Below are 19,422 nucleotides of genomic sequence, written 5' to 3'. Positions count from 1 at the left end.
GAATCAGGCTGTCCAACAGCATGATTCACGCGTGCGGTTCGCTGCTTCCCCGAGCGCTCATTCGTCGGATCGGTCCGATCAAGGTGTGGTAGATCGGGCGCACCACGCGTCCGGGCAGATAGCGATGCCGCTCTTCCTCCCACACGCGCGCTCTGCGGTGCGCCGCGAGCGGTGACCACTTGTCCGGGTCGACGGGCTGCGACGTGTGGAATCCGATGCGGCACAGGTGTTTCGTGTTGACGAATCCGTACTGGCTTGGACTCACCAGCCGCACCGGAGCGCCGTGGTCGCTCGTGAGTGGCTGTCCGTCGAGTCGGTCGGCGATGAGCACGTCATCGGCCAGCGCGTCCTCGAGCAACGCGATGGACTGATACCCGTCGAGTCCTTCGAAGACGACATGGCTGATCGAAACACCCGGCGCGAGAACCGGTTCGACGCGCGCGCGATAGAGCGTGGCGAACGGGACGCCCGCCCACCGCAGGTCGGTGGCCGACCAGCCTGCCACGCAGTGGAAGTCGGCCGTCACCTCCACTCGCGGGAGCTGCGCGAGGTCGGTCATGGTGAGGGTGAACTGTTGCGTCAGCTCCCCGCCGACCTCGATCACCGGGCTCGCGGGAATCGGTGGCGGTGGGTGATGCAGGTGCGTGCCGAACCGGGGGAAGCCGTCGATCGCGCGTTGACCAGGGGGAAGTGTCATGTCGAACCTCCTAGTATACGGTTCCGTATAATTGGAAGCTTAGCGTGCGGGCGGTGCGAGGTCGAGAGACGGCTTGCTTCTCGCGGCTGTGGGCTCGCCCACGTCGTCGGTGGCCAACCGCCTGCGCGCCGACCGGGTTGTCGGCCTCATTCCGGAATCTGGACGGAGCTGAGCTTGTCCGGGTTGCGCACGCAGTACAGCGCGGTGATGACACCATCGGTCACCTCGATGGACGTCACCTGGTCGATCACGCCGTCGACGGTCGCCACGACCGCGGGCATCGCGTTGTAGACGCCGAAGTGCACGCCGATCTCGCCCAATTGTCGACCCTTGGTGAGCAGGCCGATGACCAGTCGCGCGACCTTGTCCTGGCCGAGTACCGGTCGCCGTACCGCGTTCACCACGCCGCCGCCGTCGCCGAGGAACACCACGTCCGGAGCGAGTACGTCCATGAGCGCGGCCACATTGCCGGTGGCGGCGGCGATCGAGAACCGCTCGACCACCGACTGAGCCTGTGCGGGGGTGGCGATCGCGGTGTGCCGGTGCGCGTGCACCCGGTCGCGGGCACGCTGATTCAGCTGGCGCACAGCGGCTTCCGACTTGCCCACCGCGGCCGCGATCTCCGAATACTCGAACGCGAACACCTCACGCAACACGAACACCGCACGCTGCAGCGGCGTCAGCTTCTCGAACACGAGCAGCATCGCGGTGGTCACCGCCTCGCCGGTCAGCACGTGCTCGACCCCGCCCTCGGCCTCGGTGGCCAAGGGCTCGGGCAGCCACGGCCCGATGTACTCCTCACGCCTGCGCGCGGTGGACCGCAGCACGCCAAGTGCCTGCCGCGTGACGATCTGGGCGAGGTAGGCGCGCGGATTGTCGATCAGCGTGCGGTCGACCTCGCGCCAGCGCAGGTAGCTGTCGTGCAGGACGTCCTCGGTGTCGACCACCGAGCCGAGGATCTCGTAGGCGATCGAGAACAGCAGCCGCCGGTTCTCGGTGAAGGTGTTCTCGATCGCCGGTTCGTGCGTCACCGCCGCGGACCCCGCAACCACACGGTGTAGCCGGCGCGGGAGGCGTTGGCGGCGAGGCGGCACACGCGTTCTTTGACGAACGCCGCGATCGGCCCGCGGAGGAACAGTCGATAGGGCACATCCGCGCGGTCGGTGATCTGCTGCAACCCGTCGTGCCTGCCCAGACTCATGCCTTGCCCGGCGTAACCCAGCGAAAAGGGCCGTGGCTCCTGTCCTTTGCTCATCCGCACCAGCGTATCGGCGGCATGCGCGCCCTGGGGTGCGGCAGTGGCGCAGGCCATCCGCATGCCGGGCACCGCCGCACAGTCGCCGACCGCGAAGACCCGGGGGTCGGTCGTGCTTCGCAGGGTGGCGTCGACCAGTGCCCTGCCGTCGGCGTCCACGGCCAGTCCGCTGCGGGCGGCGAGGTCGGGTACCGCGGCGAAGATCGCCCAGAGGGTGAGGTCGGAATCGAGTTCGTCGCCCGAGCGCAGCCGCAGGGTTGTCCCGTCGATCTCGATGACTCGACCGGCCACGATCTCCACGGTCAAGCGGTCGAGTGTGCGGCGCACATGCCGCCGCGCACCGACGGACAGCGAGGCCGCGACGGTATCGCTCACCAGACGTACGCGCAGGTCGGGGCGGGCTTCGGCGACCTCGGCCGCGGTCTCGATCCCGGTGAGACCGCCACCGATCACCGTCACGATCCCGCCCGCGGGCAGCGCCGCGAGCGCGGCCCGCGCCTGCTCGGCCCCTTCCCAGGTACCGACCGGGATCGCGCCGGGAATCGGGTCCGCGATGCTGCCCGTCGCGAGAACCGCGTAGTCGAAGTCCAGGTTGCGACCGCTGTCGAGAGTGACGGTCCCGTCGCCGATCTTGTCCACACTCGCGGTCTCGCACGCGATCCCGTCGGCGAGCATCTCGGTGAGGGGGCGGGCCGCGGTGCCGCTGCCCGCGATCTGCTCGTGCAGCCGCACCCGTTCGATGAAGTCATCGCGCGGGTTGACCACGGTGATGTGCGCGTCAGGGGCCCTCTTACGCAACCGATTCGCCGCCAGCGTCCCGGCGTATCCTGCCCCGATCACCACGATGTCCATCAGTGCCTCCTGCCATGGGGTTGTGCGTTCGACCATGGGATGCGGCTCGGGGCCCTGCTGTGACGGTGATGCGCCTCACAGCGGAAAGGCCCCGTACTCCGCAGAAGTACGAGGCCTTTCCTTATCGCGAGGTCAGATCAGGGCTGACCGGTCGCGAACGCGATCACGGCATCCAGGAATTCCTGGCCGCCCATCACGTAGCCGCCGATGACCATGCCGGCCGGGATGGTGATCAGCCACAGGAACGGGAAGAACGCGCCGATGATGCCACCGATGACGATGCCGGGCATGTTCTTGTTGGCCTGCTCCATGAGCCGGTCGTAGGAGCTGATGTCCTTCAGTTCCGCGACATTGCTCAGCTTCGCGGAATCCTCGGGGGTCATGGTCGAGGTCAGCTTGACGGTGCGGCCGTCTTCGCTGATCTGCTGGCCCACGGCGATCGGCAGGCCGGCGACCTCCGAGCGCAGCGGCGCCTGGTCGACGGTCACGCCGTCGGCGGTCTTCAGCAGCACCGAGGCGCCGTCGGCGGCGAGCTCGAACTTGCCGCTGTCGACCGCCCAGGTGACGGTCTTGTCAGCCGGGGAGACCGTGGTCTGGTAGTTGATGCCGTGCGTCACGCCAGAAGTCACGCCCCCCGAAGCCACTACAGCGGGCTGCTCGGTGGCCACCGCGGGCGCACCGTGCGCGGTGGCAGCGGTAATCCCCACCGCAGCGACCGCCATGAAAACAGCAGTAGTGATCTTTCCGAACTTCATTCTTTTGTATCCCTCCGCTTTTTCGCTGTCCTGATCAGAGCAGCGAAACGAAGGTTAGCGTGCGAAATTGCTTGTCGCACATTCGGGTTCGTCGTCATGAAACCGCAATATTTGCTGAATTGTGACTGCGTAGAGAATTGCCGGGCCGGGCGGCCCGGCAATTCGTGACGATCAATCGTTTGCGTGCAATGCGGCATTGAGTTCGACGCCGGTGCCCTTGCGGGCGACGACCTCGACGGCGCCGGTGGTGGAATTGCGGCGGAACAGCAGGTTGTCCTGACCCGACAGGGTCGCGGCCTTGACGACGGCGCCGTCGGGTCCGGTGACCTTGGTACCCGCGGTGACGTAGAGGCCCGCCTCGATCACGCAGTCGTTGCCGAGCGAGATGCCGAGTCCGGAGTTGGCGCCGAGCAGTGAACGCTCGCCGACCGAGATGACCTGGGTGCCGCCACCGGACAGCGTGCCCATGATGGAGGCGCCGCCGCCCACATCGGAGCCGTCGCCGACCACGACACCGGCCGAGATGCGACCTTCGACCATCGAGTTGCCGAGGGTGCCCGCGTTGAAGTTGACGAAGCCCTCGTGCATCACGGTGGTGCCCGCGGCGAGGTGCGCGCCGAGACGGACCCGGTCGGCGTCACCGATGCGTACGCCGGCGGGGACCACGTAGTCGACCAGGCGAGGGAACTTGTCGACGCTGAGCACCGTCACCGGGCCGCGGGCGCGCAGCTTCAGCCGGGTCTGCTCGAAGCCGTCGACCGCGCACGGGCCGTGGTTGGTCCACACCACGTTGCTGAGCAGGCCGAACTGGCCGTCGAGGCTGAGGCCGTGCGGCTGCACGAGGCGGTGCGAGAGCAGGTGCAGGCGCAGGTAGACCTCGTGCGCGTCGACCGGGGCGGCCGACAGGTCCGCGATGGTGGTGCGCACTGCGATCACCTCGACCCCACGCGCGGCGTCCACCCCGAGGAGTTCAGCGAACTCGGGCACCTCGGCGGCGTCGAGGCGCTTCGAGCCGGTCTCGGTGAACTCACCCAGCTCGGGGCTGGGGTACCAGGTATCGAGGACGGTCCCGTCCGAGGTCACGTTGGCGATTCCGACTGCAGTTGCTCCCTGAATACTCACAGCTCCATCTTGCCGCGCGAGCGTCGATGTGTGTTCCGCGACCCCTGTGCGTCCGGCCACGCCGGTCTCGTCGCCGTGTGGGCGGTGTCGGACCCCACCGCCGTACTACTGTCGAGATGTGACTCTCGATTTGCGTGCCGATCCCATCCAGCTGACCGCCGCCCTCGTCGACGTGCCGAGTGTTTCGCGCGACGAGGCCAAGATCGCGGACCTGGTCGAGCAGGCGTTGCGGGAGCAGACCACCGGGTTCGAAGTGCTGCGGCACGGCAACGTCGTGCTGGCGCGGACGCAGCGCGGCCTGCCGACGCGAGTGATTCTGGCGGGCCACCTGGATACCGTGCCGATCGCCGAAAATGTGCCGAGCCGACCCGCTGAAGTCGATGGTGAAGCGGTGCTGTTCGGTTGTGGCACAGTCGATATGAAGTCCGGCGATGCGGTATTCCTGCACCTGGCCGCGACGATCGCCGATCCGGCCCACGATTTGACACTGATCTTCTACGACGGCGAGGAGATCGCCGCGGAGTTCAACGGACTCGGGCATATCGAGCGTGAATTGCCGGAATGGCTCGAAGGCGATCTGGCCATTCTCGGTGAACCCTCCGCGGGTTGGATCGAGGCGGGCTGCCAGGGTACTTTGCGGGTGCGATTGACCACCTCCGGCTTGCGGGCGCATTCGGCACGAGCATGGTTGGGGGAGAACGCGATTCATGGTCTCGCCCCATTGCTGACGCGGCTGTCGGCGTATGTGGCGCGCGAGGTCGATATCGACGGTTGTGTGTATCGCGAGGGTCTGTCCGCCGTGCGTGTCTCGGGTGGGGTCGCGGGCAATGTGGTGCCCGATGTCGCCGAGGTGGATGTGAACTTCCGTTTCGCGCCCGATCGCAGTGTCGAGCAGGCCATCGCGCATGTCCGCGAGGTTGTCGACGGACTCGACGTCGCCTTCGAAGTCACCGACTCCTCACCGGGTGCCCTGCCGGGCCTCACCGCCCCCGCCGCCCGCACCCTGATCGACTCGGTCAACGCCCACGGCGGCGGTGGCGTGCGTGCCAAGTACGGCTGGACCGACGTCTCCCGCTTCGCCGCCCGCGGCATCCCCGCCGTCAACTTCGGCCCCGGCGACCCCAACCTCGCCCACAAACGCGACGAGCACGTCCCGATCAGCCAGATCACCGCCGTCACCGCCATGCTGCGGACCTACCTGACGAAGCCGTAGCTCCCGCCCGTCCCCTTGATCCGACACAGTAGGTTGGGAGCATGTCTACCGATTCCGCTGATGAACAGGTTGGGAAGGCCAAACCGAAGTTCCGTGGGCCGGTGATGTTCCGCCGGGATCGCAAGCCCGGTGCGCGGACCGCCGACCGGAACCTGCTCGATACGCGGCAGGACAGCGAGTGGGTACACACCGATCCGTGGCGGGTGCTGCGGATCCAGGCCGAGTTCGTCGAGGGTTTCGGCGCGCTCGCGGAAATCCCGCCCGCGGTGACGGTGTTCGGATCGGCGCGCACCGGGCCCGACCACCCCGAGTACGTGGCGGGCGAGGCGATCGGCAGCGCGCTCGCCCAGGCCGGTTTCGCGGTGATCACCGGCGGTGGGCCCGGCGCGATGGAAGCGGCCAACCGTGGGTGCTCGGAGGCCGACGGTTACTCGATCGGGCTCGGGATCGAGCTGCCGTTCGAGCAGGGGCTCAACGAGTGGGTCGATCTGGGGATCAACTTCCGGTACTTCTTCGTCCGCAAGACGATGTTCGTGAAGTACTCGCAGGCCTTCGTCTGCCTGCCCGGCGGCTTCGGCACCCTCGACGAACTGTTCGAGGCGCTCACCCTGGTGCAGACCCGCAAGATCACCCGTTTCCCGATCATCCTGTTCGGCACCGAATACTGGTCGGGTCTGGTCGAGTGGATGCGCAGCTCCCTGGCGGGCTCCGGCAAGATCTCGCCCGGGGATCTCGACCTGATCCAGATCACCGACAGTGTCGACGAGGTCGTGCGGATCATCCAGGGTGAAACCGGCGGACACGCCGATATCGAGCGTCTGGGCACCGAGGATCAATGGTGAGCTACTCCGTCTGTGTCTACTGCTCCGCCAGCACCACCGATCCCGATCTGATCAGCCTCGCCGCGCGCGTCGGCACCGAAATCGCCCGGCGCGGTTGGCAATTGGTCTCCGGTGGTGGCCACGTGTCGATGATGGGCGCGGTCGCCACCGCGGCGAGGGCGGGTGGCGCGCACACCATCGGCGTGATCCCGAAACACCTGGTGCACAAGGAAGTCGCCGATGTCGACGCCGACGAACTGCTCGTCACCGACACCATGCGCCAGCGCAAACAGCTGATGGAAGCGCGCGCCGACGCGTTCCTCACCCTGCCGGGCGGCATCGGCACACTCGAGGAACTGTTCGAGACGTGGACCGGCGGCTACCTCGGCGAACACGCCAAACCCGTTGTGCTGCTGAATGCCAACGGCTTCTACGACGGCCTGTTCCACTGGATCGATGAACTGTCCGAGCGCACCATTGTGCCGAGGCGGGCACGCGAGCGCCTCATCGTGGCCGCCGACCTGCCCGCCGCGTTCGCCGCGCTCGCACCGGCCGCACAGTAGGAGATCGACGTGAGCAATGACGCACGCGACACGGTAAGCGTGTTCGACCTGGCCAAAGCCCTACCGGGAATGGCGCTCGACGCACCCGGCATGCTGCGCAACGCGCGCGGAATGCTGGTGGGGCCCAAGGACAAAGCCTCCATCGGCCGGTATTTCCAGCGGGTCGCGCATCGCAGGCCCGACCGGGTGTTCCTGCGTTTCGAGGGTCGGTCCTATACCTACCGCGCCGCCAACAGCGAGGTGAACCGTTACGCCGCGGTGCTTTCCGCGCGCGGGGTGACTCGTGGTGATGTGGTCGGCGTGCTGATGACCAACCGGCCCGAGACCCTGTTCACGGTGCTGGCGGTGCTCAAGCTCGGCGCCACGGTGGGTCTGCTCAACTACAACCAGCGCGATCAGGTGCTCGCCCACAGCATCGGCCTGCTCGGCAGCGTGCTCACTGTCGTCGGCGAGGAGTGCGCGGAGGCGATCGACTCGCTGCCCGAGCCCGCGCAGAACGTGCTCGCGGCCGAGGAGCTGGCCGAATCCGCCCGCACCGCGGCCGATTCCGACCCCGCCGTATGCGAGCAGGTGCGGGCCGGGGAGCGGGCGTTCCTGATCTTCACCTCCGGCACCACCGGCCTGCCGAAGGCCAGTGTGATGACCCATCAACGCTGGACCAAGAGCATGTCGGGGCTCGCCGGGCTCGGCATCCGGTTGCGGGCCGACGATGCCCTGTACTGCTGCCTGCCGCTCTATCACAACAACGCGCTCACGGTCGCGCTGTCGGCGGTGCTCGCGGGCGAATCGACCTATGTGCTCAGCCGCAAGTTCTCGGCCTCCGGCTTCTGGGACGAGATCGCGCGCGAGCGGGCCACGGCGTTCATCTACATCGGCGAGTTGTGCCGGTATCTGGTCAACCAGCCGGTGCGTGCGGCCGAGAAGGGCAACCGGATTCGGCTTGTGGTCGGCAACGGGCTGCGGCCCGAATTGTGGGACGAGTTCCGGCGCCGGTTCGGGATCGCCAGGGTGGTCGAGTTCTACGGGTCGAGCGAGGCGCCGCTGGCGTTCGTCAACGCGTTCGGCGTCGACCGGACCGCGGGTCTGTGCCCGCTGCCGTACGCGGTCGTCGAGTACGACGACGAGACCGGCCACGCCGCGCGCGGTCGCGACGGGAAGCTGCGCCGGGTGCGTTCGGGCGGGGTCGGGCTGCTGCTGGCGAAGGTGAACGACCGTCAGCCGTTCGACGGGTACACCGACAAGAAGGCGTCGGAGTCCAAACTGGTGCGCGACGGCTTCAAGAAGGGCGACTGCTGGTTCGACACCGGCGACCTCGTCCGCGATCAGCACCTCTGGCACATCGCGTTCGTCGACCGCCTCGGCGACACCTTCCGCTGGAAGGGCGAGAACGTGGCCACCACGGAGGTCGAGGGCGCGCTGGGGCACGACGCGAGTGTCGAGCAGGCCGTTGTCTACGGTGTCGATATTCCCGGCACCGACGGAAAGGCGGGCATGGCGGCGATCACCCTGGCCGCCGGCGCCACGTTCGACGGAAAGGCACTGGCCGCGACCGTCTACGGGCGTCTTCCGCTGTACGCGCTTCCGCTCTATGTGCGCGTGGTCGAGGAGCTGGAACAGACTTCGACGTTCAAGAGCCGAAAAGTGGAATTGCGTCAGCTCGGCTACGCACCCGATCCGGACAGTCAGCTGTATGTCCTGTCCGGCCCGACCGATGGCTACATCCCCGCTTACGCCGAATACGCGGCCGACGTTGCCGCCGGTAAGGCGCCGAGGTAGCACCCGTAATGTCGGAATTCGTATGAGTACCTTCTGTGGGCGCGATGTGGCGACGGATCGCGCGTTGGTGATGGCGATCGTGAATCGCACGCCGGACTCGTTCTATGACCGTGGTGCCACGTTCAGCGACGGTGCCGCGATGGAACGTGTGTCGCGTGCGGTCGACGAAGGTGCCGATCTGGTCGACATCGGTGGGGTGAAAGCAGGGCCGGGTGTCACGGTCGACGCGGCCGAGGAAACGCAGCGGGTGGTGCCGTTCGTCGCGGCGATCCGGGCGAAGTATCCGGACCTGTTGATCAGTGTGGATACCTGGCGCGGTGCTGTCGCGCGGGCGGCCGTCGCCGTGGGTGCCGACCTGATCAACGACACCTGGGCCGGGGCCGACCCCGACCTCGTGCACGTCGCCGCCGAGACGGGGGCGGGCATCGTCTGCAGCCACACCGGCGGTGCCGTGCCGCGCACCCGTCCGCACCGGGTTCGGTATGCCGATGTGGTGGCCGAGGTGACCGCCACCGTCGTCGCCGCGGCCGAACATGCCGCCGCCGCGGGGGTGCGCGCCGATGGCATCGTGATCGATCCCACCCATGATTTCGGAAAAAACACCTATCACGGGCTCGAGTTGTTGCGCGGAATCGACGGTCTTGTAAAAACCGGATGGCCAGTACTGATGGCACTGAGTAACAAGGATTTTATCGGGGAGACTCTAGGGGTAGGTCTTACCGAAAGGGTCGAGGGCACACTGGCGGCAACCGCATGGTCGGCAGCCAGAGGCGCTCGGATCTTCCGGGTTCACGAAGTCGCCGAAACCCGGCGGGTCGTGGACATGATCGCCGCGATCCAGGGCATCCGGCCCCCCGCACGAACTCTGCGAGGTCTGGCATGAAAATCCAACACCGCGAGCCCGCCTGGGCCACTACCCACACCTGGGACACCCCTGACTGGACGGTCGGCGAACTCGTCGCCGCCAAGGCAGGCCGCACCGTTTCGGTGGTGCTGCCCGCGCTGAACGAACAGGACACCGTCGCCGACGTCGTGGCCAGTATCCGGCCGCTGCTCGGCACCCTGGTCGACGAACTGATCGTGCTGGACTCCGGGTCCACCGACGCCACCGCCGAACGCGCACGCGCGGCAGGCGCCGAGGTGGTCTCCCGCGAGGAAGCCGTCCCCGAACTCGAGCCGGTCCCCGGCAAGGGCGAGGTGCTGTGGCGTTCGCTGGCGTGCACGACGGGCGACCTGATCGCCTTCGTCGACTCCGACCTGATCGACCCCGACCCCGACTTCGTACCCAAGCTCCTCGGCCCGCTGCTGATGATGGCGGGCACCCACCTGTCCAAGGCCTACTACCGCCGCCCCCTCCGTCAGGGCGAGTCGGTGGACGCCAACGGCGGCGGCCGAGTCACCGAACTCGTCGCCCGCCCCCTGCTGGCCGCCCTTCGCCCGGAACTGGCCCAGGTCCTCCAGCCGCTCGGCGGCGAATACGCGGGCACAAGGGAACTGCTAACCTCGGTCCCCTTCGCCCCCGGCTACGGTGTCGAGATCGGCCTGCTCCTCGACACCTACGACACGATGGGCCTCGACGCCATCACCCAGGTCAACCTCGGCGTCCGCACCCACCGCAACCGCCCCCTCTCCGACCTGGGCGTCATGAGCCGCCAGATCCTCGGCACCGCCCTGCGCCGCACCGGCGTCCCCGACTCCGGCGCCCCCCTCACCCAATTCCCACTGATAGAAGGCGAATTCATCGCCCACACCACCACGGTCTCGTTGGAAGACCGCCCCCCGATGAAAACCCTTCGCCCAGAACAAGTCGCGGCATAGCCGTCCCCTCGGAGCGCCGCTTCGGTCCGAAGCGGCGCCCCTGGCTGATCTCGTTGTGGGCGGCGACCGCCCGTCCATACTTTCGGAGGTGCGTCTAGTTCGGTCGGCGGTGGATGGGGCCGTCTAGGTTCGCCAGGGGTTGGGCTGTGGCGTTCGCTCGGTCGGCGAGGATCTGGGCGAGGACGGAGATGGCTGTTTCCTCGGGGGTGATGGCGGCGAGGTCGAGGCCGAGAGGGCTTCGGACGCGGGCTGTTTCGGCGTCGGTGAGGCCCGCATCGCGTAGGCGGGTGGTGCGGTCGGCGTGGGCTCGGCGGGAACCGAGGGCGCCGATGAAGGCGACGGCCGGCAGGCGCAGGGCCGAAGCCAGCAGGGGGACATCGAATTTGGGGTCGTGGGTGAGGACACAGACGACGGTGCGGGCGTCGATGCGGCCAGCGGCCTGTTCGGCTTCCAGATACCGGTGTGGCCAGTCGACCACCACCTCGTCGGCCGCGGGGAAACGGGCTGGGGTGGTGAAGGTTTCGCGAGCGTCGACGACGGTGACGTGGTAGCCCAGGGTCGCGGCGGTGACCGCGAGCGCGCGGGTGTAGTCGTTGGCGCCGGCCAGGATCATCCGGGCGGGGGTGCGGAAGACCTGGACGAAGGTGCGGGGGCGGTCGGCTTGCGCGGGGGTGCAGTCCTGGGCGCCGATGAGACCGTTGTGGCCTGCGGTCAGCAGCGCTGCGGCGTCGTGGTCGAGGCCGCGCCACGGGTGGGAGTCGCCGGGGTGCAGGAGTCTCCTGTCGGGGGTCGACTCGAGGGTGGTGGCGTAGGCGACCGGACGGTGGGCTTCGAGGGCGCTGTGGAGCGCGCGCAAGGTGGGGACATCCGTGTTGTCGAGGCGTTCGACGAAGACTTCGATCTCGCCACCGCACGGGAGGCCGACGGTGATCTCATCGGCGGCGGCGAAACGCTCGAGACTTGCCCGGCCGTCGAGCAGAACCTGGTGGGCGGTGTGCAGAACAGCCGATTCGATACAGCCGCCGGACAGTGAACCGAGCACCTGCCCGTCGCCGGTCACCACCATCGCGGCGCCGGTCTCGCGCGGCCCCGCACCGGTCCGATCGATGATCCTGGCCAGCGCCACGGCCTGGTCGGGGAGCAGTTCGAGTGTTGTCCCGAGCAGTTCGCGCATCCCGCACCGGCCTTTCCGCGGTCACCGCCGAAAGGCTTGTGACTGTCTGACCAGCCTAGCTATCTTCGAGCATTCTCGCGCGCCGAGCATGCGGCATCGCCGACTCCCGCGCAGCAGGTGAATCGACCGAGCCGGGCGGCTTCGCGCAGGTCAGTCCAGGATCTCGCGCCGCTGCAACCCGATCGGCACCACACCGCTGCGGAAGAAGTCGCGGAAGATCTCCACCGCGCTGTCGGCGGTGAACACCTCTTCGGGGTAGACGTAGGTGTCCTCGTTGCCGTGCGGGAGGTACACCGTCGGTAGGCCGAGCCGGCCGCCGGGTAGTCCGAGGGTGAAGCGCCGGGTGACGTGATCGACCGTCGTGCGCAGCTGCAGCGTCATCGCGTCCGCCGAACCGGCGCAGCCGAGTGCGAGATCGCCGCGCGCCGAACTCACCGTGGTGGTGACCTCGGTGGCGGGCACCGGTTCGGGCAGCACGGTCAGATCGAGCGCGTAGCGCTGATGGCCGTCCATCCGGCGCATCGGGCGCAGAAAGCTGTCCACGTCCTCGTGGGGGCCGATGAAGACCTTCAGGCGGTCGCTGTAGGTCACGCGATGGGTGGTGACGATGACATCGCCGATGGTCGACTCGGCGTCGACAGGCGAAACGGGCCTGGGGTGCCCTGCTGCGTGCACGGGCAGAACCCGGCATGCGCTGGCCTCAGGAGACGAGAACATGTGATGCTCACCTACTCACACTCGGTTACTCGCTAGCAATCTAACCACCGCGGACGACTTGTGATCCATAACAGTACAGTGATGCAGATCACTAAGCGCAACGAGTTTAGATCACGTCACGGACGAACCCGGGTCGTAACCAACTTGGGGTCTGTTTCATGGCGGTATACCGGGGTGAGAAGATCCGCATCAACGGGTTCACCGGTTGCGCGGTCGTACCGTACTGCGATCAGGACCGAGAACAAATGCGTGCTCGCACGTTCGTGCAGGGTCGCCAATCGGGTCGCCAGCAATCGGATCGCACCCAATGAGCCGGGCGGGTGCAGACCGTCGATCAGCATGATGCTGCCACGGCGGTCGGGCCGGGGCAGCCGGGCCAGGTAGGCGATGTCGTGCGGTTCGGTGCCGCCGGGCCGATAGACGCGGCGCGCGGCCCTGTCCTCGATGCCGCGCCGGGTATCGCCCGCCCTGGTGACGGTCCGGCGCAGGCGGGGATCGGCCACGACCAGCTGCCGCAGGCTTGGCGAGAGTTCGGGCCCGCCGAGAATCACCAGCCCGTCTCGATTGAGGTCGATCGGCCTGCCTGGCATGAACGTCTCGACGTTCGCGGCGAAGCCGAGTTGCCGCAGTAGCTCGGCCAGCCGTTGGGCGGCCTGGGGATCGGGCGCGCCGAGTAGCCTGCCGGAGCGGACCTCGGGGGCGAGCACGGTCAGTGTGCCGTGGCCGAAGAACAGTCCTTCGGGAACGGGACCCTGGGTGCTCACCTGGTGGATGCGCGCACGCGACAATCCGGCGGCGGCACCGATCCGGGCGAACGTCCAGCCGTCGGCATGGAGTTCTCGGATCACGGCTCGCCGGATCCTCGTTAGTTCGTTGATGGTCTGCTGTGCAGCCGCCACCCCGTCGGTGGCTGCTTTGAGTCTCTCGACCTTGTCCTCGATCGCGAAAACTCGTGCCACGTCATCGGCCGACATGTGCGAAGTCTAGACAGCTCGACAGCGTTGTGTGTCTATAACTGTTGACATCGAACTGTCTTGGGAGACAACGGCCTCGGAACGGGAATGTCGGCAAATCGCGGACATGCGAGGTCGCCGCCCGCGATGATCGGCCGGCGCGATCTCGTAGCAAATGCCGACCGTGCGGTGTGTTTCCTGGTCTAGGTCGCGTCGTAGTCGACCGGAGGGCGCTCGTTGTGCTCCAGCGACTTCTGCGGCGCGGGGGTCGACGAGGTGCCCGGCATGCCGCTGCTGGTGCCGAACAGCTGCTTCTTGTCGGGCACCGCGCCCTCCAGATCGCGCAGCACCGAATCGTCACCGCCGAGCAGGTGCTTGGTGACCACGGCCCGCGGGCTCATGCCGCGCAGCTCGTTGAGCTCGGCGAGCGGCTTGCGCAGGTCGTCGAACTCCGGTCCGAGCTCCTGCTTCAGCTGGGTGGTGGCGCCGCTGGCGTAGTCGCGCGCCTGCCGGAGCGCACCGGTGGTCCAGCGGACGGCGCCGGGCAGACGCTCCGGACCGAGGATCACGAGGGCGGCGACGAGCAGGATCATCATCTCGCTCCACCCGATGTTGCTGAACACGAATCCAGGTTACCCGGCGCGCACGGTCCCAGCTCAGTCGGATTCGAGGGTGACCGGCACGTCCACCTGCCTGCCATCGCGGATCAACTGCACGTTCACCGTGTCGCCGATCTTGTGCTGCTGCACGGCGACCACCAGTTCGTCGGGCCCGGTGACCTCACGGTCGCCGATGCGCACCACCACGTCGCCCTCGACGATGCCTGCCTTGTCGGCGGGGCTGCCGGGCGCCACGTCGGCGACGGCGGCACCGCTCATCACCTCGTTGGCGACAGTCTTGGTGCGCGCGCTCAGGCCGATCACCGGGTGGTGCATCTGGCCGTCGCGGATCAGCGTCTGGGTGACCGTGGTCATCACGTCGACCGGGATGGCGAAGCCGAGGCCCACCGAACCGCCGGTCTCGCTGCGGATGGCGGTGTTGATGCCGACCACGCGACCTTCCATGTCGACCAGCGCGCCACCGGAGTTACCCGGGTTGATCGCGGCGTCGGTCTGCACGGCGTCGATCACCGCGTTGGTGTCGCTACCCTCGCCCGCCAGCTTCACGGGCCGGTGCAGGGCGCTGACGATGCCGGAGGTGACGGTCTTGCTCAGGCCGAGCGGCGAACCGACGGCCAGGACGTCGTCGCCGACCTGCACATCGGCGGACTTGCCGAGATTGGCGACGGTCAGGTTCTTCGCCTCGACCTTGAGCACCGCGAGGTCGGTCTTGGGATCGCGCCCGACGATCTGCGCGGGCACCCTGGTGCCGTCGGAGAACTGCACCTGGATGGCGGCCCGGTTGGACTTGTCGGTCGCGGCCATCGAGATCACGTGATTGTTGGTGACGACGTAACCGCCGCCGTCGATCACCACGCCGGAACCGGTGGCGCCGTTGTCGCCGACGGTGACCCGGATCGAGACCACCGAGGGCAGAACGGCATTGGCGACCGCGGCGATCTGGCTGTGTGGTGTCTCGGTGCCCGCGCTCTGATCGAGGGTCACCTTGCGCGAGGTGAGGGTGGACGCGGTCTCGGCGGTGACCCGGCCGACCAGCCCGCCGACGACGGCGATACCGAGGGCGAGGACGGCCAGCAGCGCGAGGGCCTTCGGCGCGACGCGCGAACCGAACAACACCTCGCGGGCGCTCAGCTTGGTCGCGACCGGCAGCCGGGCAGGCGGGGGAGTGTCGACGGCCGGTGCGCCGAGCCGGGCGGCGGCGTCGGGATCGCGCCACGGATCCACCGGACCCGCGACGACCGTCTTCGGTTCGCCGGCGCCGGGCTCGCGCTGCAGCAGCTCCGACGAGCCTTCCGGCCGGGCGAACGCCTCGGCGAGCACACCGTCCGGCGGGCGCTGGACGAGTCCTTCGTCGGCGCCGTTGTTCGTGGCGCGCTGTGGGTCGTGCGGGGCGAACGAACCGGCCTGGCCGTTCGGGCGACGGAAGGCACGCGCGGTGTGGCTGTCGATGTGCGGCCGGTAGACCGGGCGCGGACCGAGACTCGGCGCGTCGGACGGGCGCAGCGTGCCCCGCGCGTCATTCGTTGATTCTGCCCCCGAACCCGAGTGCTCGGCCGATCCGGAATTCGTCGATTCGCCAGTCACGTCCGAGACTCTACTTGCGCCGCCACGTTGTCCACCGGGTCGCGGTGAAGGAATCTGTGATGAATCCGAGAAATGCCTCGTTACGGCGCTGCGGTTCGGGTGCGTTGCCGGGCAGATCGGCCAGCGGGATGCGCGAGAGGCTGTCGTGCAGGCTGCGCGGAATCGCGACCTCGGCGGCCCGGCGCAGCGCGATCCGCGCCTGCTGCTGCGCGTCGACCTCGGCCGCGCATTCGGGGCAGACCGAAAGATGCTGGGCGGCACGCAGATAGGCGTTCATCCGCAGCTCGCCGTCGACGAAGGCCGCGACGGCCTCACTGGCCAAATGCTCGGTGGGCTGAAAGCGCGGTGGGCGACCTGCGGCATTGGGGTCCACACTCATGCGGATTTCTTCCTTCCGACCGACATCACCTGAGCCACCAGGCGACGTCGAAACACCCGTCACGCTGTGTGGGCTTCAGCGGAGTACCGCTGCTCACTTCCATTATGCGCAAGGTACTCGCGCAGTGCCTGACGTCCGCGGTGGATCCGGCTTCGCACGGTGCCCAGCTTCACGCCGAGCGTGGCGCCGATCTCCTCGTAGGACAGACCCTCGATGTCACAGAGCACGACCGCGGCGCGGAATTCCGGCGCCAGCGAATCGAGTGCTTTCTGCAGGTCGGGGTCGAGGCGGGAATCGTGGTAGGCGTCTTCGGGGGTGGGGCCTTCGGCGGGCACCCGGTCGTAGTCCTCGGGCAGCGCCTCCATGCGGATGCGGTTGCGGCGGCGGACCATGTCGAGGAACAGGTTGGTGGTGATGCGGTGCAGCCAGCCCTCGAAGGTGCCGGGTTGGTAGTTCTGCAACGAGCGGAAGACCCGGATGAACGTGTCCTGGGTGAGGTCTTCGGCGTCCTGGGCGTCGCCGGACAGGCGGTAGGCCAGGCGGTATACCCGGTCGGCGTGTTCGCGGACCAGTTCGTCCCAGGAGGGCATGGCGGCGCGATCGCCCGTCGCGTCGAAGGCGGCGGTGCCGGTGAGTTCGGCGTCTTCGGCTGCTGCCGCCAGGAGATCAGCGGGCAGAGTCTGGTCGGTGGCGTCTTGACGTGCCGTGTCTACCATCGGGATGGGACACCTCCTACTCGGGACCGCTGGCACGAAACCTGGCTGGTCCGGGTCAGCGAACCTTGCTTATCGACAATCAACCAGCAACTGTGTGCGGTTGTTCCCGAGTCTCGTGCCCGCCGCGATCGGCTGGCCTTGCGTAGGGCAACTATTTCCTGCCCTGATATGGGTCAGGTGTGGAGATCCTGAGTGTGACCTGAGAATTCTGGTCGGACTAGAGCCTAGTCCGGTCGGCAACGGAGAACCAGCAGTTCGGGGCGGGTTGTGACCTATCCGCAAACTTCCGGCAATTGGTCGGGATCTGTGCGACACAGTGCCGGATCGGTCCCTTTGCTGAATACACAGACCCCTTCTGTGACATAGCCTCATAACCGTGGCATCGAACGTGGAGCGGAACCTGGCGTATGTGGAGGAGTCCGTCGTCGAGGACGAGGTCCTGCTGGAAGCGCGCGAGCGGGCCACCGAATTGGGCGCGGCGCCGGTGCCCGCGGCGGTCGGTGCGCTGCTGAGCATGTACGCGCAGATGCTGGGCGCGCGCTCGGTGGTCGAGGTGGGTACGGGGGCGGGCGTCAGCGGGCTGTGGCTGCTCGACGGCATGCGTGAGGACGGGACGCTGACGACGATCGACTCCGAACCCGAGCATCAGCGCGCGGCCAAGGAAGCGTTCCGGACCGCGGAGATCGCGCCGTCACGCACGCGCCTGATCAACGGGCGCGCGCTGGACGTGTTGCCCCGGCTGGCCGATGGGTCCTACGACCTGGTCTTCATCGACGCGGCGCCGATGGAACATCCGAATTACGTCGAACAGGGTGTGCGGTTGCTGCGTGCGGGTGGCGCGTTCATCCTCAACAACGCGCTGCTCGGTGGGCGGGTTCCTGATCAGGCGCAGCGCGACCCTGCCACGCAGGCGGTGCGGGCGGCTACTCGCGCGATCGCGGAGAACCCCGAGCTCACGAGCGTGCTGATTCCCATCGGTGACGGGTTGCTCTGCGCGTCGCGGGGTTGATCCCTGTTCTCGGCGCGCCTCCGCCGATGGACTGACCGAAGGGTGCGACGAAGAAGTGCCCGTAGCGAGGGAAGAGGTGGAGTCGAGCGCCGAGAACCGCGGCGCCGGCCGCCAATGTTTCAGCCGACCCAGATGCCCTTGCCGACGGTGACGACCCCGCCGTTGCTGACAGCGAAACGTTCCCGGTCACGGTCGAGATCGAGGCCGATGATCTCGCCCTCGCCGACCACCACGTTCTTGTCGAGGATCGCGTGGCGCACGACAGCGCCACGCCCGATCCGCACACCGGGCATCAACACACTGCCCTCGACCGTGGCGCCGTCCTCGATCACCACGTTCGAGCTCAGCACCGAGTTGCGGACCGTGGCCGCCGACAGGATCGAGCCCGCCCCGACGATCGACTCCTGGGCGAGCCCGCCCTGGGCGAATTTCGCGGGCGGCAGGTTCTCGGCGGCGCCGCGGATCGGCCAGTGCTTGTTGTAGAGATTGAACACGGGGTGCACCGAGACCAGGTCCATGTGCGCCTCGTAGAAGGCGTCGATGGTGCCGACGTCGCGCCAGTAGCCGCGATCGCGTTCGGTGGCGCCGGGGACGTCGTTGTCGGCGAAGTCGTAGACGGCGGCCTTGCCGTCGGCGACCAGCTTCGGGATGATGTCGCCGCCCATATCGTGGTCGGAGTCGGAGTTCTCCGCGTCGGCGCGGATGGCGTCGACGAGCACGCGGGTGGTGAACACGTAGTTGCCCATCGACGCGAACGTCACGTTCGGGTCGTCGGGGGTGCCCGGTGGGTGCGCGGGCTTCTCCAGGAACTGGGTGATCTTGCCCGACTCGTCGGAGTCGATGCAGCCGAACGCGCTCGCCTCCGCCCTCGGCACCCGGATGCCCGCCACGGTGACGCCGGCGCCCGAGGCGATATGGCTGGCCACCATCTGCTCCGGGTCCATCCGGTACACGTGGTCGGCGCCGAACACCACGATGTAATCGGGGTCCTCGTCGTAGATCAGGTTGAGCGACTGCATGATCGCGTCGGCGCTGCCGGTGTACCAGCGCGGCCCGAGCCGCTGCTGCGCCGGCACCGGAGTGATGTACTCACCGGTGAATCCGGACAGGCGCCAGGTCTGGGAGATATGGCGATCGAGCGAATGCGACTTGTACTGGGTGAGCACGCACAGGCGCAGGTATCCCGCGTTCACGAGGTTGCTCAACACGAAGTCGATCAGCCGGTACGCGCCACCGAACGGAACGGCGGGCTTGGCCCGGTCGGCCGTGAGCGGAAACAGTCGTTTGCCCTCGCCACCGGCGAGCACGATCCCGAGTACGTGCGGCTGGCTCCTCACCCTGCTCAAAGTACAGTGCCAGCGCGGCTACGGTGGCCCATGTCGACCCGAGGGTCTAATT

General features: G+C 67.7%; 20 protein-coding genes. 7 read left to right on the top strand and 13 right to left on the bottom strand.

Annotated elements, in window-relative coordinates; genetic code table 11:
* Positions 1–25: 25 nt before the first annotated feature.
* The 5 genes from ACQHI0_RS23045 to dapD form a co-directional block, all read right to left on the bottom strand.
* On the bottom strand, positions 26–697 hold the full coding sequence (locus ACQHI0_RS23045; protein WP_427903909.1) for a molybdopterin-dependent oxidoreductase: 672 nt from the start codon (positions 695–697) through the stop codon (positions 26–28).
* Between the two features lie 146 nt (positions 698–843).
* Positions 844–1,728, bottom strand: coding sequence for an RNA polymerase sigma-70 factor (locus ACQHI0_RS23040; RefSeq protein ID WP_427903908.1), 885 nt, complete (start codon positions 1,726–1,728; stop codon positions 844–846).
* Complete coding sequence (locus tag ACQHI0_RS23035; protein WP_427903907.1) at positions 1,725–2,840, bottom strand: NAD(P)/FAD-dependent oxidoreductase; 1,116 nt, start codon at positions 2,838–2,840, stop codon at positions 1,725–1,727. Before ACQHI0_RS23035 ends, ACQHI0_RS23040 begins: the two co-directional genes overlap by 4 nt.
* 101 nt (positions 2,841–2,941) lie before the next feature.
* Positions 2,942–3,559, bottom strand: coding sequence for a hypothetical protein (locus tag ACQHI0_RS23030; protein ID WP_427903906.1), 618 nt, complete (start codon positions 3,557–3,559; stop codon positions 2,942–2,944).
* Between the two features lie 171 nt (positions 3,560–3,730).
* A complete protein-coding gene (gene dapD / locus ACQHI0_RS23025; RefSeq protein ID WP_427903905.1) occupies positions 3,731–4,681 on the bottom strand; it encodes a 2,3,4,5-tetrahydropyridine-2,6-dicarboxylate N-succinyltransferase in 951 nt (316 codons plus the stop codon).
* 118 nt (positions 4,682–4,799) lie between these two features.
* On the opposite strand from dapD, the gene dapE reads away from it, so the two are divergent.
* The 6 genes from dapE to ACQHI0_RS22995 are packed head-to-tail and all read left to right on the top strand — an operon-like array spanning position 4,800 to position 10,872.
* Positions 4,800–5,894 (top strand): succinyl-diaminopimelate desuccinylase, encoded by a 1,095-nt coding sequence (gene dapE, locus ACQHI0_RS23020; protein WP_427903904.1) that lies wholly within the window; start codon positions 4,800–4,802, stop codon positions 5,892–5,894.
* A 41-nt stretch (positions 5,895–5,935) separates the two neighbouring features.
* Positions 5,936–6,736 carry a TIGR00730 family Rossman fold protein gene (locus tag ACQHI0_RS23015; RefSeq protein ID WP_427903903.1) on the top strand — a complete coding sequence of 267 codons (801 nt, stop codon included), beginning with the start codon at positions 5,936–5,938 and terminating at the stop codon, positions 6,734–6,736.
* Complete coding sequence (locus tag ACQHI0_RS23010) at positions 6,733–7,278, top strand: TIGR00730 family Rossman fold protein (protein WP_427903902.1); 546 nt, start codon at positions 6,733–6,735, stop codon at positions 7,276–7,278. Before ACQHI0_RS23015 ends, ACQHI0_RS23010 begins: the two co-directional genes overlap by 4 nt.
* Positions 7,279–7,287: 9 nt before the next feature.
* On the top strand, positions 7,288–9,054 hold the full coding sequence (locus ACQHI0_RS23005; RefSeq protein ID WP_427903901.1) for a long-chain-acyl-CoA synthetase: 1,767 nt from the start codon (positions 7,288–7,290) through the stop codon (positions 9,052–9,054).
* Positions 8,990–9,937, top strand: a complete 948-nt coding sequence (folP, locus tag ACQHI0_RS23000) for a dihydropteroate synthase (protein ID WP_427903900.1) — start codon at positions 8,990–8,992, stop codon at positions 9,935–9,937. Before ACQHI0_RS23005 ends, folP begins: the two co-directional genes overlap by 65 nt.
* The gene (locus tag ACQHI0_RS22995) at positions 9,934–10,872 is read left to right on the top strand and encodes a glucosyl-3-phosphoglycerate synthase (RefSeq protein ID WP_427903899.1); all 939 of its coding nucleotides are present in this window, start codon (positions 9,934–9,936) and stop codon (positions 10,870–10,872) included. The genes folP and ACQHI0_RS22995 overlap by 4 nt, the downstream gene beginning before the upstream one ends.
* 94 nt (positions 10,873–10,966) lie before the next feature.
* On the opposite strand, the gene ACQHI0_RS22990 is transcribed toward ACQHI0_RS22995, so the two are convergent.
* The 7 genes from ACQHI0_RS22990 to sigE all read right to left on the bottom strand — a co-directional run bounded on the left by ACQHI0_RS22990 (position 10,967) and on the right by sigE (position 17,015).
* Entirely contained in the window at positions 10,967–12,046 is a 1,080-nt protein-coding gene (locus tag ACQHI0_RS22990; RefSeq protein WP_427903898.1) for an XdhC family protein, read from the bottom strand.
* 150 nt (positions 12,047–12,196) lie between these two features.
* Positions 12,197–12,763, bottom strand: a complete 567-nt coding sequence (locus ACQHI0_RS22985) for a hypothetical protein (RefSeq protein ID WP_427903897.1) — start codon at positions 12,761–12,763, stop codon at positions 12,197–12,199.
* 116 nt (positions 12,764–12,879) lie between these two features.
* Positions 12,880–13,737 (bottom strand): hypothetical protein, encoded by an 858-nt coding sequence (locus ACQHI0_RS22980; RefSeq protein WP_427903896.1) that lies wholly within the window; start codon positions 13,735–13,737, stop codon positions 12,880–12,882.
* Between the two features lie 182 nt (positions 13,738–13,919).
* Positions 13,920–14,339, bottom strand: a complete 420-nt coding sequence (gene tatB, locus ACQHI0_RS22975; RefSeq protein ID WP_427903895.1) for a Sec-independent protein translocase protein TatB — start codon at positions 14,337–14,339, stop codon at positions 13,920–13,922.
* A gap of 33 nt (positions 14,340–14,372) precedes the next feature.
* A complete protein-coding gene (locus tag ACQHI0_RS22970) occupies positions 14,373–15,920 on the bottom strand; it encodes a S1C family serine protease (RefSeq protein ID WP_427903894.1) in 1,548 nt (515 codons plus the stop codon).
* Between the two features lie 10 nt (positions 15,921–15,930).
* Positions 15,931–16,299: a hypothetical protein gene (locus ACQHI0_RS22965; RefSeq protein ID WP_427903893.1), complete on the bottom strand. Its 369-nt coding sequence runs from the start codon at positions 16,297–16,299 to the stop codon at positions 15,931–15,933.
* A 59-nt stretch (positions 16,300–16,358) separates the two neighbouring features.
* Positions 16,359–17,015: an RNA polymerase sigma factor SigE gene (sigE, locus tag ACQHI0_RS22960; RefSeq protein ID WP_427903892.1), complete on the bottom strand. Its 657-nt coding sequence runs from the start codon at positions 17,013–17,015 to the stop codon at positions 16,359–16,361.
* Positions 17,016–17,391: 376 nt separating this feature from the next.
* Between sigE and ACQHI0_RS22955 the strand changes: the two genes are divergently transcribed.
* Positions 17,392–18,024, top strand: coding sequence for an O-methyltransferase (locus ACQHI0_RS22955; protein WP_427903891.1), 633 nt, complete (start codon positions 17,392–17,394; stop codon positions 18,022–18,024).
* Between the two features lie 119 nt (positions 18,025–18,143).
* Here the strand turns inward: ACQHI0_RS22955 and glgC are convergent, their stop codons facing one another.
* Complete coding sequence (glgC, locus tag ACQHI0_RS22950) at positions 18,144–19,361, bottom strand: glucose-1-phosphate adenylyltransferase (protein WP_378993377.1); 1,218 nt, start codon at positions 19,359–19,361, stop codon at positions 18,144–18,146.
* Positions 19,362–19,422 lie beyond the last annotated feature (61 nt).

Source organism: Nocardia sp. FBN12 (assembly GCF_050320175.1).
Classification (GTDB): Bacteria; Actinomycetota; Actinomycetes; order Mycobacteriales; family Mycobacteriaceae; genus Nocardia.
The sequence above is the reverse complement of the archived record's forward strand: the minus strand, read 5'-3'. Positions and strand labels throughout refer to the sequence as shown.

What these genes read in the sequence shown, in the direction of transcription:
- ACQHI0_RS23045 (WP_427903909.1), bottom strand. Translation starts at nt 697, where the DNA reads ATGACACTTCCCCCTGGTCAACGCGCGATCGACGGCTTCCCCCGGTTC.
- ACQHI0_RS23035 (WP_427903907.1), bottom strand. Translation starts at nt 2,840, where the DNA reads ATGGTCGAACGCACAACCCCATGGCAGGAGGCACTGATGGACATCGTG.
- ACQHI0_RS23030 (WP_427903906.1), bottom strand. Translation starts at nt 3,559, where the DNA reads ATGAAGTTCGGAAAGATCACTACTGCTGTTTTCATGGCGGTCGCTGCG.
- ACQHI0_RS23015 (WP_427903903.1), top strand. Translation starts at nt 5,936, where the DNA reads ATGTCTACCGATTCCGCTGATGAACAGGTTGGGAAGGCCAAACCGAAG.
- folP (WP_427903900.1), top strand. Translation starts at nt 8,990, where the DNA reads ATGGCTACATCCCCGCTTACGCCGAATACGCGGCCGACGTTGCCGCCG.
- ACQHI0_RS22995 (WP_427903899.1), top strand. Translation starts at nt 9,934, where the DNA reads ATGAAAATCCAACACCGCGAGCCCGCCTGGGCCACTACCCACACCTGG.
- ACQHI0_RS22990 (WP_427903898.1), bottom strand. Translation starts at nt 12,046, where the DNA reads ATGCGCGAACTGCTCGGGACAACACTCGAACTGCTCCCCGACCAGGCC.
- ACQHI0_RS22985 (WP_427903897.1), bottom strand. Translation starts at nt 12,763, where the DNA reads ATGTTCTCGTCTCCTGAGGCCAGCGCATGCCGGGTTCTGCCCGTGCAC.
- ACQHI0_RS22980 (WP_427903896.1), bottom strand. Translation starts at nt 13,737, where the DNA reads ATGTCGGCCGATGACGTGGCACGAGTTTTCGCGATCGAGGACAAGGTC.
- ACQHI0_RS22965 (WP_427903893.1), bottom strand. Translation starts at nt 16,299, where the DNA reads ATGAGTGTGGACCCCAATGCCGCAGGTCGCCCACCGCGCTTTCAGCCC.
- sigE (WP_427903892.1), bottom strand. Translation starts at nt 17,015, where the DNA reads ATGGTAGACACGGCACGTCAAGACGCCACCGACCAGACTCTGCCCGCT.